Source organism: Solibacillus sp. FSL K6-1554 (assembly GCF_038005185.1).
GTDB lineage: Bacteria > Bacillota > Bacilli > Bacillales_A > Planococcaceae > Solibacillus > Solibacillus silvestris.
This window is the reverse complement of record NZ_JBBOSS010000001.1, coordinates 1,830,186-1,843,469: the sequence shown is the minus strand read 5'-3', so window position 1 is coordinate 1,843,469 and position 13,284 is coordinate 1,830,186. Positions and strand designations below refer to the sequence as shown.

Annotated in this window: 16 protein-coding genes and 1 other annotated feature; of the genes, 8 read left to right on the top strand and 8 right to left on the bottom strand. The window is 36.7% G+C overall.

All coding sequences use genetic code 11. The annotated features are described in order from the left end of the window. Positions 1 to 52: 52 nt before the first annotated feature. The 3 genes from MHB58_RS09005 to MHB58_RS08995 all read left to right on the top strand — a co-directional run bounded on the left by MHB58_RS09005 (position 53) and on the right by MHB58_RS08995 (position 2,718). A complete protein-coding gene (locus MHB58_RS09005; RefSeq protein WP_339264474.1) occupies positions 53 to 1,024 on the top strand; it encodes a TDT family transporter in 972 nt (323 codons plus the stop codon). Positions 1,025 to 1,088: 64 nt separating this feature from the next. Further along, a complete protein-coding gene (locus tag MHB58_RS09000; RefSeq protein WP_014823932.1) occupies positions 1,089 to 1,661 on the top strand; it encodes a YdcF family protein in 573 nt (190 codons plus the stop codon). Between the two features lie 61 nt (positions 1,662 to 1,722). Then, entirely contained in the window at positions 1,723 to 2,718 is a 996-nt protein-coding gene (locus MHB58_RS08995; RefSeq protein WP_014823933.1) for an LLM class flavin-dependent oxidoreductase, read from the top strand. Between the two features lie 182 nt (positions 2,719 to 2,900). Here MHB58_RS08995 and MHB58_RS08990 read toward each other — a convergent pair whose 3' ends face one another. Beyond that, the gene (locus tag MHB58_RS08990) at positions 2,901 to 4,490 is read right to left on the bottom strand and encodes a 2-isopropylmalate synthase (RefSeq protein ID WP_340735069.1); all 1,590 of its coding nucleotides are present in this window, start codon (positions 4,488 to 4,490) and stop codon (positions 2,901 to 2,903) included. 79 nt (positions 4,491 to 4,569) lie between these two features. Next, positions 4,570 to 4,803: a binding site (T-box leader), on the bottom strand. Between the two features lie 174 nt (positions 4,804 to 4,977). After that, complete coding sequence (gene guaC, locus MHB58_RS08985; RefSeq protein WP_039967217.1) at positions 4,978 to 5,958, bottom strand: GMP reductase; 981 nt, start codon at positions 5,956 to 5,958, stop codon at positions 4,978 to 4,980. 358 nt (positions 5,959 to 6,316) lie between these two features. On the opposite strand from guaC, the gene MHB58_RS08980 reads away from it, so the two are divergent. Beyond that, positions 6,317 to 7,117 (top strand): SAM-dependent methyltransferase, encoded by an 801-nt coding sequence (locus MHB58_RS08980; protein WP_014823935.1) that lies wholly within the window; start codon positions 6,317 to 6,319, stop codon positions 7,115 to 7,117. Between the two features lie 101 nt (positions 7,118 to 7,218). Here the strand turns inward: MHB58_RS08980 and MHB58_RS08975 are convergent, their stop codons facing one another. Together MHB58_RS08975 and MHB58_RS08970 are read right to left on the bottom strand one after the other, a co-directional pair. Further along, positions 7,219 to 7,632 (bottom strand): hypothetical protein, encoded by a 414-nt coding sequence (locus MHB58_RS08975; protein ID WP_014823936.1) that lies wholly within the window; start codon positions 7,630 to 7,632, stop codon positions 7,219 to 7,221. A gap of 62 nt (positions 7,633 to 7,694) precedes the next feature. Further along, positions 7,695 to 7,979 (bottom strand): hypothetical protein, encoded by a 285-nt coding sequence (locus tag MHB58_RS08970; protein ID WP_014823937.1) that lies wholly within the window; start codon positions 7,977 to 7,979, stop codon positions 7,695 to 7,697. Positions 7,980 to 8,478: 499 nt separating this feature from the next. Between MHB58_RS08970 and sspO the strand changes: the two genes are divergently transcribed. The 3 genes from sspO to MHB58_RS08955 all read left to right on the top strand — a co-directional run bounded on the left by sspO (position 8,479) and on the right by MHB58_RS08955 (position 10,227). Next, positions 8,479 to 8,628 (top strand): small acid-soluble spore protein O, encoded by a 150-nt coding sequence (sspO, locus tag MHB58_RS08965; RefSeq protein WP_014823938.1) that lies wholly within the window; start codon positions 8,479 to 8,481, stop codon positions 8,626 to 8,628. A 686-nt stretch (positions 8,629 to 9,314) separates the two neighbouring features. Continuing rightward, the gene (locus tag MHB58_RS08960) at positions 9,315 to 9,638 is read left to right on the top strand and encodes a PadR family transcriptional regulator (RefSeq protein WP_014823940.1); all 324 of its coding nucleotides are present in this window, start codon (positions 9,315 to 9,317) and stop codon (positions 9,636 to 9,638) included. Next, complete coding sequence (locus MHB58_RS08955) at positions 9,625 to 10,227, top strand: DUF2812 domain-containing protein (protein WP_340735068.1); 603 nt, start codon at positions 9,625 to 9,627, stop codon at positions 10,225 to 10,227. The genes MHB58_RS08960 and MHB58_RS08955 overlap by 14 nt, the downstream gene beginning before the upstream one ends. 114 nt (positions 10,228 to 10,341) lie before the next feature. Here MHB58_RS08955 and MHB58_RS08950 read toward each other — a convergent pair whose 3' ends face one another. The 3 genes from MHB58_RS08950 to MHB58_RS08940 all read right to left on the bottom strand — a co-directional run bounded on the left by MHB58_RS08950 (position 10,342) and on the right by MHB58_RS08940 (position 12,395). Beyond that, positions 10,342 to 10,767 (bottom strand): cytidine deaminase, encoded by a 426-nt coding sequence (locus MHB58_RS08950; RefSeq protein WP_340735067.1) that lies wholly within the window; start codon positions 10,765 to 10,767, stop codon positions 10,342 to 10,344. Positions 10,768 to 11,028: 261 nt separating this feature from the next. After that, positions 11,029 to 11,805, bottom strand: a complete 777-nt coding sequence (locus MHB58_RS08945) for a class I SAM-dependent methyltransferase (RefSeq protein ID WP_014823943.1) — start codon at positions 11,803 to 11,805, stop codon at positions 11,029 to 11,031. Positions 11,806 to 11,888: 83 nt separating this feature from the next. Continuing rightward, positions 11,889 to 12,395 (bottom strand): GNAT family N-acetyltransferase, encoded by a 507-nt coding sequence (locus MHB58_RS08940; protein ID WP_014823944.1) that lies wholly within the window; start codon positions 12,393 to 12,395, stop codon positions 11,889 to 11,891. Between the two features lie 199 nt (positions 12,396 to 12,594). Between MHB58_RS08940 and MHB58_RS08935 the strand changes: the two genes are divergently transcribed. Continuing rightward, positions 12,595 to 12,804 carry a hypothetical protein gene (locus MHB58_RS08935; RefSeq protein WP_008407147.1) on the top strand — a complete coding sequence of 70 codons (210 nt, stop codon included), beginning with the start codon at positions 12,595 to 12,597 and terminating at the stop codon, positions 12,802 to 12,804. Positions 12,805 to 12,889: 85 nt separating this feature from the next. On the opposite strand, the gene MHB58_RS08930 is transcribed toward MHB58_RS08935, so the two are convergent. After that, complete coding sequence (locus MHB58_RS08930) at positions 12,890 to 13,171, bottom strand: hypothetical protein (RefSeq protein WP_014823945.1); 282 nt, start codon at positions 13,169 to 13,171, stop codon at positions 12,890 to 12,892. Positions 13,172 to 13,284: the final 113 nt, after the last annotated feature.

The following is a 13,284-nucleotide window of genomic DNA, read 5'->3' as shown; positions in this document are numbered from 1 at the left end:
TTATGAATATTTTCATAGATTGTGCACATTGTTGTTATATTTGGAGGCCATTATGAGAAATTTATTTCAAGTAGTCCCAATTCCGATCAGTGGGCTGATGCTCGGATTGGTTTCATTGGGAAATTTATTTTTAAGTATGGGCCAAACCGCTTTCGGTCATGTCTGTTTTTTTATAGGAATCTTTTTATTTCTATTAATCATTGGCAAACTAATCTTTGCGTTTTCCAGTATCCTTACAGAAATGCAAAACCCGATCATTGCATCGGTATCCCCCACTTTTACGATGGGTACTTTATCAATAAGCAGCGGGTTGCACTATTACGGTGTACATGAATTCGTTATACATATGATCTGGATTTTGGCTGCGACGACTCAAGTGTTTATTATTTTTTATTTTGTTCGAACATTTATTTGGAAAAAACGGATCACGATTTCCGATATTTATCCAAGCTGGCTAATCATGTTTGTCGGGACAGCTGTTATGCCATTAACGGCGAGTGATCTTTCAGGAATCTTCACAAAAGCCATCGTGATTTTTGCGGTATGTGCCTTAATTGTTTTAGTGCCGATTCTTATTTTGCGCGGTTTTGTAAGAAAGGATTTGCCGGAGCCGACAATTCCGATGCTAACAATTTTAACCGCGCCCGCTTCGATTAGTTTAGCCGCTTACTTCCAGCAGTTTGAAAGTCGATTCGGTATTGTTTTGACATTATTCATCGTCGCGCAAATCTTGTATCTTTTAGTATTGTCGAAATTACCCAGCGCATTGCAGCTTCCCTTTTATCCGAGCTATGCGGCCTTTACATTCCCATTAGTCATTTCTGCTACAGCAACTAATGGTGTCATTCACTATTTTGAACAAAATGGGTTGTCGACGAATTGGCTTGAAACGTATTTTTATTTTCAGTTAACATTCTCGGCAATTATTGTATTTTACGTTTTAATCCGCTATATCAATTACTTATCTATACAAGTGCGACAACAGCGCAGAGTCATTCGAAAAGAAAAAGAGGCAATTTCATAATTGTTCCGCAATAGCGAAACATTCCCCCTTTATGCACCGTATACTATATAAAGGGGGGATTTTTTTGAAAAGAATTATTTTTGCACTATTATTTATTCTAATTATACTCGTGTTAATTTTCTACTGGCTCGACCATGAAATGAATGCTGTGTTAAAAAATGAGGCAGATGGTTCAAATGAATATGTTGTCATTTTAGGAGCAAAAGTGAAACCAGGCGGCATCCCTTCCCAGTCTTTAAAAAACCGTTTAGATGCGGCAGTGGATTATTTGAAAAGATATCCCACTGTAAAAGCGATTGTTACAGGTGGCCAGGGTGCTGATGAGGATCGTACGGAAGCGTCGGTCATGGCTGACTATTTAATCAAACATGGGGTTGCTGAAAATAGAATCTCACTGGAAGATCAGTCTACAACGACTTATGAAAATCTGTTATTCGCAAAAAAACTATTGCCCGATAATACCGCGAGCATCACGATTATTTCAAATGATTTTCACTTGAAACGTGCAACAATTCTTGCCCGCAAGCTCGGTTTAAAGGCGGATGTCGTAGCAGCCCCTACCCCGAAAGTCATCAATACAAAATCCCGTATTCGCGAACGTCTTGCGATCATTAAAGCCTATACGAGAGGCCAATAATTTTACATTTCGGGTCCAATTCGTTATCGTAAACTGTAACGAACAGTTGAGGTGAATTTCGATGAAACTTAGTATATTAGATCAAGTACCCATTTCAAAAGGCATGACATCAGCAGAAGCACTTGCTAATGCAGTGAAGCTTGCCCAACTTGGTGATGAGCAAGGTTATGAACGAATCTGGTTTGCAGAACACCATAACACGACTTCCCTTGCCAGCTCTGCTCCTGAAGTAACCGCTGCTTATATAGCTGCGAAAACAGAACGCATCCGTGTCGGAACGGGTGGCATTATGATGATGCATTATTCTCCATTTAAAGTGGCAGAAGTATTTAAAACATTGGCAGCACTGGCACCAGGACGTATTGATTTCGGTGCAGGCCGTGCTCCTGGCGGGGATATGCCGGCAATGACCGCACTTGCAAGTGGACGCAGACCGGATCTGACAGAACAATATGATAAACTTGAAGTCATTTTACGTTTAATGAATGAACAGCGTACTGGTGAAGCTGTTTATGATAATGTCGTAGCAGTTCCATTTAAAGTTCAGCTGCCGCAAAGCTGGCTGCTTGGATCAAGCGGACAAAGCGCGAAAAAAGCCGGTGAAGCCGGTGTTGGCTATTCATTTGCCCAGTTCTTCAATGGACAAATGTCAAAAGGAATTTTTGATGCGTACCGTAACAGTTTCCAGCCATCATACTTTATGGAACAACCGCAAATTATTACAACTTATGCTATCAGTGTAGCTGAGACGGCGGAAGAAGCGGAATACTTATCGATGCCGATGCAAATTACCCGCCTGAACTTAATGCGCGGTAAGCTACTAAGCGTACTTTCTCCTGAAGAAGCAAATGACTATCCGCTAACTGAGATGGATAAAATGATTTTGGAGCAAAATCGTCCGCTTATGCTGATCGGTTCTGCTGAGGATGTTGCAAATCAGATTCGAGAAGAACAGGCCTATTATGGCTTTGATGAAGCAATGATCAACTGTAACTTATATACGATCGATCAACGTCTGAACAGCTACCGTCTTTTAATGGAACAGTTTAATAAATAATAATAGTTTAATAAGGTAGTGCCATTTAAAATTTTAAGTGGCACTACCTTTTTCTTTTACATATAGTCAGTTGGTATTGCAGTCTAAGAATAATAATCAACTAAAAAGCAGTCCAAACTTTACTTGTCGTAAAATTCGAACTGCCTCTAATTTTTAAATCCTTTTCACTTTTACCTGTTTAACTAAACTGTAGCTGTCGTCGTAACGGGTTGCGGGGCGATTTTTGCTACGATGACGCTGTTTACCGCATTAATGTAAGCCATTGCAGAAGCTTTTAAAATATCAGTATCTGCTGCTTTTGCGATATAGTTTTCCCCGCCGTATTCGATAAAGATTTTAACTTTCCCTAATGCTTCTTGGCCGCGTGATACGGAGCTGATATTGTACTCAACAAGCTTTACCTTGATTCCAGTAACATCCGCAATAGCTGAGTAAAGGGCATCGATCGGACCGGAGCCGACCGCACTTGATTTGAAAATATCTTCTCCGCGGCGGATTTTTACGCTGGCAGACGGGAAAGCAGCGTTTGAAATAATCTGTAAATCTTCAATATCATAAAACTGGTCAGAGTATGATTCTTTATTCGGATTGTTCTTTTCTGTTTTTTCATAGTAGTTTTCAACGATGACATATAAATCATGATTGTAAACTTCTTTTTTCGAATCAGCCAGCTTTAGGAAGCTTTCAAAAATGCCTTCAAACTCTTCTTCCGCAAAATCATCAAAGCCTAATTTAGACAGTGCATTTTTTACTGCATGACGACCAGAGCGTGCTGTTAATACAAGTTCCATATCATTAAGGCCTACATCTTCCGGATGAACGATTTCATAAGCATCACGTGATTTCAGTAAGCCATCCTGGTGAATACCTGATGAATGGGCGAAAGCATTGTCACCTGTAATCGCTTTGTTTACTTGGACATCCAGTCCCATAAAGCTCGACACTAAGCGAGATGTATTCATTATTTCCTTTGTATTAATATCTGTGAACACATCGTAAACGTCCCCACGTGTTTTAATTGCCATAACCACTTCTTCTAATGCCGCGTTTCCGGCACGTTCGCCAATACCGTTCATTGTCACTTCTACTTTATCTGCACCGTTTTTGATCGCTGCTAATGTATTGGCAGTAGCCATCCCTAAATCGTTGTGGCAGTGAACTGAAAGCAGCACAGAATCATCCAGGTTTTTCATTCGATAATTCAGCTTGGCAATCATTTCACCCCATTGTTCCGGCTCTGCGTACCCGACTGTATCCGGTACGTTAATTATCGTAGCTCCGGCCTTCATAACCGCTTCAATCGTTTTCCAAAGGTATTCAAAATCAGAGCGGGATGCATCCTCTGTTGAATATTGTACTTGCGGCAGTAACGTTTTCGCATATTTCACTGCGTCTACACCGATTTGCAGAATCTGGTCCTTCGATTTACTGAACTTTTTCTCCACATGAATATCGGATGTCCCTAGAACCATATGAATCATCGGATTATTTGCATATTTGACTGCATTGTAAACAGAATCAATGTCATCTTTTACAGCACGAGCAAGTGCCGTAATCATCATATTGGAATTATGGCCGACCTTTTGCGCCACAGCTTTTACCGCATCAAAATCACCTTGTGAAGACGCTGGGAATCCGGCTTCAATAATATCAACACCGAGCTTTTTTAACTGCTGGGCAATTTCCACTTTTTCATATAAATTTAGTTTAGCCCCAGGCACTTGCTCACCATCACGTAATGTTGTATCAAAAACCCAAATTTTTCTGCTCATTTTCATTTCCCCTTTTCTTCTCAAATTGATTTTTAAACAGTAAATAAAAATAAAAAAAACTCGTCTCTATGAAAAATTCCATAGAGACGAGGTTAAACTCGCGGTACCACTCTAAATTGAATGTCCATTGCTGAAACATTCCACTTAACGACAAATCATTTGCCAGTCTTTTAACGGAGACTTCCGACTTCCCTACTCTAATTTCAGGTCGTAGCTCATGGACGAGTTCAACAGTTGTATCTGCCAGTTTGCACCACCCACTGGCTCTCTAAAAGTATACAAGCTATTTACTGCTTCCAATCATTGCCTAGATATTACCTTGAAATGAAGTTTACCGGCAATGAAATAAAATGTCAACCTTTATTATCAGAAAATTTAAAAATTACATACTCATGTATTGGCATCTCGATTCGGCTTTGGGCTCACACAAAGTAACCGAATCATTGGCAACCATTAGGGCTAACTTCATTTAGCACACTGAAGAAAATTAAATTTTATCACCATTGAAAATCGAATTTTTAACAATTGCATAATCTACATTACGAATCGCCGATAGCGTTTTGCCGCCAGCATATGAGATTGATGACTGTAGATCTTGTTCCATTTCAGTTAATGTATCGAAAATCGAACCTTTTGAGTCAACGTACATTTTTTTGCCTTCTACGTTTTTGCGCTCACCTTTTTGGAATTCTGATGCAGAACCGAAATATTCTTTCACTTGTTTGCCATCGATTTCCACTGTTTGACCTGGTGATTCTTCATGACCTGCAAATAGTGAACCGATCATTACCATTGATGCACCGAAACGCACTGATTTTGCAATGTCGCCATGTGTACGAATACCGCCGTCCGCGATAATCGGTTTTGAAGCCGCTTTTGCACACCAGCGAAGTGCCGCTAACTGCCAGCCACCTGTACCAAAGCCAGTTTTAATTTTCGTAATACATACTTTACCTGGACCAATCCCAACTTTTGTCGCATCAGCTCCAGCATTTTCAAGGTCACGAACTGCTTCCGGTGTACCGACATTTCCTGCAATCACAAAGCTGTTTGGTAAATGTTTTTTAATGTGGCCGATCATTTCGATGACTTGGTTTGAATGACCATGTGCGATATCGATCGTAATATAGTCCGGTACAAGCTGAGCATCTTTCAGTTCTTCGATAAATGTATATTCCTCATCTTTCACACCAACAGAAATTGAGGCAATATATCCCTTACTTTGCATATCGCGAATAAATTGCGCACGCTTTTCAGGCTGGAAACGGTGCATAATATAGAAATAGCCTTGTGCAGCTAATTTTTCTGCTAATTGCTCATCAATAATTGTTTGCATATTTGCCGGAACTACCGGAAGTTTAAATGTATGATTTCCCAAAGTAACGGTTGCATCGCATTCTGTACGACTTTTCACTATGCACTTTGCAGGGATTAATTGAATATCTTCATAATCAAAAACTGTATCTATCATTTCACTACACTCCTAAATACGAACATTTTTCGTGTTTTTTATAATAATCATTCGACATCTGTTACTTTACAAAACAATGAAAACGTTGTCAACCATAAAACGAATATTTTATTTTAATTTAACATAAACGTTCGGTTTTTAAGAGAATTTAATAAAATATTCCGTTGTAAACCCCTTAAATATTAATTTTGCCCTTATTTTTAAATAACTATTGTCCACTGACTCATCATAATGTTTTAATAGAATTATTAAAAAGGAGTCGATGAATTGATGTTAGAGAAATGGTTGAACGTTCAGAAATAATATTGAGCCAAAAATTGTGCTCAATAATCAATCATTATTGGAGCTGAAAACATTGGAACATTTATTAAAGTGCATGAAAATCATCGGAGACGATACAATCCAACGTACACAATTAACACATCGTATTGAACTGGTAAAAACCTTTCAAGTAAAAAAAGGCATGAAGGTACTGGAAATCGGGTGCGGTCAGGGAGATACTGCAGTAGTACTGGCGGATGCCGTCGGAGAAACAGGACATATTGTTGCAATCGATATCGCATCTCCGGAATACGGTGCACCAATTACATTAGGCGAAGCAGCGGAAACTATTTCACAATCGCCTTTAGGACAGCGAATCGACTTCCACTTTGAAACAGACTTTTTGCAAATGGCGTTCGATGAAAAATTTGATGTTATCGTTCTATCCCATTGTTCATGGTATTTCGAAAGTATCGAACTGTTGAAAAATTATTTACAAAAAATCAAGCAAGTCGCTGACCGGATCTGTTTTGCTGAGTGGGACATCGATTATACATTGGAGTCCCAGCGTGCCCATTTTTGCGCAGCCAATATTGCATTGCTTTATACAGCTTTTGCAGAAAATGATGGGAATATCCAGAATCTCTTTCATAAAACGCAAATAAAGGAACTTATGCATAGTGAAGGCTTTTTAATCACCTTAGAACAAACAGTCGATGCCAGCTATTTACAGGACGGGCTTTGGGAAGTCGACTATAGCAATTATTTGTTAAATGAATTCCCGGAGGTTCCCACAAAAATTCAGTCATTAATTCATAGTTATGCCTATTTAATGAATGAGCAAGCAAAGCCTCCCCTATCGCTGAATAGTTTTGTACTGTGTGCTGATTTGTAAAATTAATGGTTATACAAACTCAAAAAACAGTTTTCCATTATGATAGGAAAACTGTTTTTTCATCGCTATAGATCTTAAGCAAAAAATTACAAATAAATATTTTATAAAATCGTCATACCTCCATCAAAAGGCGCATTTTCCCCGTTAACTAGCACATTAAATGTATCATGTTCTGAATCCTCACCATGTAATTGATAAACATACTGTTTTAACTCAGTATTACCATGATTGGTTGTATTAAATTTTATATTTAATATATTCTCTGTCACTTCAAGTTCAACTGAAACTTCTTCTGTTGAGTGAAAAACAATGTAGGTGTTCTTTTCTCCACTAGTAATCATTTGCAGGGTAGAATCAGAGTTGATGACATCTTGTACTTTGCTAGGAACACTTTCCAATTCACGAATACTCAACTGTGAAGAATTACAAGCTGCTAAAAGGATGCCAGCAACTAACATTAAAGTAAATAACCTTTTCAAATACATTCCCTCGTTTCTTAGTAAACGTCCATTCATTTAACCACCTGGCTGTAAGATCGCGCTAAACCTCATAAAAGCAATATGCAACAATAAGTAATTTATTTCTTACGCTTTCGTTCTAAAAGGATAGGTGCAATATTGAGAAAGATTGAAACAATCGTCAAAAACCATAATGCCCTTTCCATAGTGGGTACTACATCTTCTAACGCTGCCCAATCTTTCACTTCCACCCAATCCGCTGCAAGACTGTATTCTGCACAAAGTGTTAATGCTGTAAATGATAACCCTATTGCCATCGCAAGTTTGTAATCTTTACCTGTCATATACATATACAGATTTATAAAAGTTGCTACTATTGCAATAATACTTATTGCTAACCACATTATGATGCCTCCATAATTCATAATAGTAATTCTCTCTTCAATTAAAAATTATTATGGTTCGCTAATTCCCATGGCTAATAATAAAAGAAATGCAACAGCTAAAACGGCCAGATTTGCGATGATTCCTATCAAACCGATTAATAATTTGCTCATGCGCCCCTTCGATATCCATGACGAGAATCCAGCAGTTATAAGACCAATAAATGATAAAACGGTTAACACCGTAATGATACGATAAATATCAGCTTCCGGTCCTCGTACAGAAAAGAAATAAATAATACTAACGATTACCGGTTATTGAGAAAAAACCCCTAGAGTTACCCCAACCTTTCCTTTATTCAAATAAATTCCCCTCCAATAGCTGGCTTTGTTTGTTAAACAATTTCACGAAGACTATTATTTTAAAATTTTAAATATATAATGCAGCGTTGTTGTACGTTTAACTGAAATGCATATTCATGACATCACGTGGCAAACTAACATCATGGAGGTGTATATAGTGAGTAATAACAATAAAAGCACTCGCAGCACTAGTGATGAGCAAGCAGTACGAAAGAATTTATCAAAGGAGCTTGATCACGAACTTGCCAACGAACCTTTGACAGCTGCAGAGAGACTGAACAATAAGAAAACGAAGAAGCGCCAATAACAGCATGCCCCCATTTAAAGTAAATTTAAGTTGGGGGCTAATTGATGTTTACAATAAAAAAGTTTTACTAATAAAAATCACATACGTCATAAGTCACCACGTTCATCTATACTATCCCGCTTCTTTTTATCGCCAAAATATTTCCAAAGATGGTATGTAGACCAAAATAATGTTGGAAAAATAAGAATTGAAAGTGTTGAAACATACGATTTTTCAAGAACATTCTTAGGGGTAAAATAAACGTATAAGACCATAGTGATTAGGAATGGCATCAATAGAATCCAGTAACGTCTGTCTTTAAAAGTATTAAAACTACCCATATTCCCCCGCCTTCCTCAACATGTGATGATTCAAATAACCTGCCCGTTAGGTTTAACATTAGGTATCTCTTTTAATTTCTCATCTTGCGCTTACCAGAATAATACCATATTTTTTGTAGAATTCCTTTAGATACCAGATGTTTCAATGAAAAGGATGCTATTCTACCCATTCTTTTACTGTCCAGATTTCGGTTCGTTTCGCAAACTTTAAATCTTAACTACAACTACCTTTCACCAGTTCCGATGCTTGTTCATTGAAGAACAAGCACATCTTTGATTTATCCATATATACAGTTGAAATGTATAGTTCGACTGTATATAATAACATTAAGTTTAACTGTATTTTTGTTTGCAAGGAGCGCTGTAATGAAAAGACATAAGCTATTACCATTAACAGAAACAATGCACTATATATTACTTGCGTTGAGAAGTCCATTGCATGGATACGCAATTATGCAAGAGGTCGAAACGATGAGTAATGGAGAAGTACGGATTGCTGCCGGTACTCTGTATGGTGCGATTGAAAATTTATTGAAGTACTACTGGATTATTCTCGTTCCTTCAGACGACCCGCGAAGAAAAGTTTATCGTATTACAGATGAAGGCTTAGAGATTTTAGAAATTGAAAAAAGACGTTTCATACATATTCTTTCACTTTACGAGGGAGGGTTTAATGATGAGAAGGCTTAAATTATTTTCAAATGCTCAAAAAGAAGAACAGTGGTTAAACATGATGCTTCAAAAAGGATGGCAATTAAATCGTGTAAATGCCTTTAATCTGTACACATTTGAAAAAACATCAAACAAAGAACAAATTTTTCGATTAGATTGCCAATCATTCGAATCTGAACAAAAATTTCAGGAATACAAAACATTTTTTGAGGATTTTGGCTGGGTGCATGTAGGAGGCTCACGGTTCTCGACTTTACAGTATTGGTTAAACCCAACAAATAAAGACGATTCCCTCTTTTCCGATCATTCCTCAATAAAGTATTATTTTCAGCGTCTTAGCAAAATCTACGGTGCATACGCATGCTTCGCCCTTTTTATTACATTTTGCGTATTCCAAAACTCAGCGCAATTTACTAGTCTTAAAGATGCTTATTATACACCAGGGTTGTGGGATAAAAATGGCTTTGACTTCTGGAGTGCCTTTTTTTTCGAGACACCTTTCGCCATTACAAGATTCGGCTCGCCATGGCTAATGCTAATTTTCGGCTTAGTTTCTTTAAATATGTACTTTAAATACAAAAAGGAAATCGCTAAATCGATTGGATAGGACATTAGGAAATGTTTCATTGTAGCTACTAACTGCAAAACGACGTAAAGAGGAAATCCAACGCATGGGCTTCCTCAAACTTTTTATACCTGATTTATAAAAAAGGTAATATAACTATCGTTTTTGCCAATGATCGACCATTTCATCATAATAGGTATCTGTCCAATGGTAAGGTTGCAGTTCCTCTAATGTTTTAAAAATAATAGCTTCAGTATCATTTGAAATCGCGCATTGCACTTGAGGACCCCAGTAAAACAAGCGTTCTTGACAGATTCCACAAGGCGAAAGTACTTTTAACGGTGAATATTCATCTTCCCGTGCTAAGCAAATACTATGTGTTATTTTTTTATTAAATTTATGTGCTTCTAAAATAGCACCTGTTTCCATACAAAGAGCTGTTGCATCATTAATCACTTCCGGTGCCACACTTGTATAAATCGTACCATCTTCTACACGAACTGCTGCTGCACCACCCCAACCTTTCGGGTATCTTGCTTCCACTAAAGTTCTAACAGCATTAGATAATTCTACCTCGATCACTTTTCCCTCACCCCTAAATTAAATTCAGTATCCTTCAACATTATTTTAGCAAAGATTTAATATCCCTTTTGGTCCTTTTTTACAAAAAGATTAGCTATTCTTTCTTTTGAAGAGCTTAGACTTCAAGTAATGCAAGTTCGTGTATGATTGGATGTATCGGATGGTTGAAGGTTAAGCTGATTTACTTTAGGAAAAACAATAACAGAGCGTACAACTTTATAGATTAACGCTCTGTTATTTTAAGTAATTTTTTAAAAGATATTATTTTACAGCTTTCCAAATTGCCCAACGATCTTTTTCCACTATATTTTCTTCATTTGTAATGGCTTTATCTATATAAGAAATCAATGCACTTAATTCGTCATCATCTAATTCGTGCAAAATACTTCTTCCTGTTCTCTCACCCAGGTCGTTTAATAATTCCTCTTTATTTTTATGAACTTTTCTTGTTTCCCAAAGCTTAACTTCTTGAATCTCTTTAAACCCAACCTCCGAAAGTGTTTTTAATATAAATTCGCTATCGTATCTGCGCTTTGTCTCTTTCTCGATCAATTGTGGAAATCGCTCAAAGAAATATCCTCTAATATGATGTTCATTCCCTTTTAATAAGCAGTCTTCAGGTGTACGATCTTGAACAATATAGATTCCTTTGGTTTCCAATAATCGATAGGCCTCTTCAAAACAGTTCTGCAAATCATTGATATGGTGTATTAACGCTCTTTCAAGAATTAGGTTATAATCATTACTTTCTAAGCCGGTATTCAGCGCATTACCTTGCTTAAATGATATATTTGGATATTCTTTGCAATTTTCCCTCGCACCTTTAAGTATTTCTTCGGAAAAATCAACCCCTGTGACAGAAGCTACTTCCATTTCAGCTAATGCCTTTGAATAAATACCCCCACCACATCCTATATCCAACGCCTTAGTGATATTATCCAACGGTACCAAGTCCGTTATTACATTAACCCATGAATCATCTGCTTTCCTAGTTGTATAAGTATTACGGCTTTTTTCATTATGAAAATCAATCCCCATAGTAGATCCTCCCCGTACTATCCTAAATTTACTTAATTTTATAATATACGCTTTTCCAATAACCGAATTAATAGAAGAAATTCTTATTTTTTTATCAATTTCTGATATTTACTATGTCCATCCGTAACACCAATAAATTCAAACCCATTGTCTACATAAAAATTATTTAATTTAACATTAGCCGCAATACAATCTAGCTTAAGCAATTGCTTATCACTCACATATTCTTGTATCCATTTTAAAATACTTTTACCAATACCTTTATTCATATAAGCAGGAACTATTGCAAGTCTATGCAAATAAAGCGAGGATAAAGTAGTGTCATTCCCCCATAATTGTTTATCCCATTCACTTTGTTTCGATGATAATGAAAAAGTTGCGATTATCTCCTTATCCTTCAATACGATGTATGTTTCTTGATTGACTATAGCTTGCTTGATTTCTTCATCATCACCCCCGTCCAATAAATACTGCCATTGATTTATATCGTGCTCCTTCATCCATTGTGCTAACTGCTTTAACATTTTGATTATTACGCTACTATCTTCAATTGCTGCAATTTTGACTTCGAAACCTTCAACATTAACCATGCCTTTTTTAACTCCTCATAAATAATTTTTTTCACAGTATTAAATTCTACAAAACACTACTATAAACCTGCCTTACCGATCTTCTCAACGCAGTACTTCGCTAGGTTTGTTCCAAAACCCGTATACAGGATTAATTACTCTTATTTTATAATTTACTCGAAAATGTTAAAATTGAATTATAAGAAAGGAGAAGGGTTCCTTGAATAAAAATAAATTTAATATGGCTATTGCAATAGTTGGAAGCATTCTTATTCTAACTATTGGCGGTGTACTGTTTAACCAAATTTATAAGAATCATCAGGCAAATGAGCTTATTATTGAGAAGTGCTTTGAAAACTTCGATAAAGTAGATGAAGTGGTGATAAAGAAGGATGGATTTTGGTCTCCAGTAATTTGCGTAAAAAAATAGCATAAAAAGAAATTATTTAAAATCTTTTTATGCAATCCATTACATATTGTCTTTTAGGTCTTTAAATAGTGGAAAAAGCTGTTTGCTACTGTTTCCTTTTCCGCTCTAAAAATATCGGTGCTATATTTAATAATATAGAAACAATTGTTAAAAACCATAGCACCTTCTCAAAATTGGGTACTTCCCATAAAGCTGGCCAATTTTCGTTTTTAACCCACTCCGAAACTAGACTGTATTCTGTACAAAGGGTCAACGCTGTAAATGATAACCCAATGGCCATCGCAAGTTTGTAATCTTTACCTTTTATAAACCTATACAGGTTTATAAAAGTTGCTACGATTGCAATAAGACCTATTAATAACCACATCATGATGCCTCCAAATCATTATTCTTTCATTTCTAATATAGACATGAATTGTAAGTACATGGTTCCATCTTCTCCCTTAATTTGTTATCCTGTTAACTCAAGGAGTTAGAAAA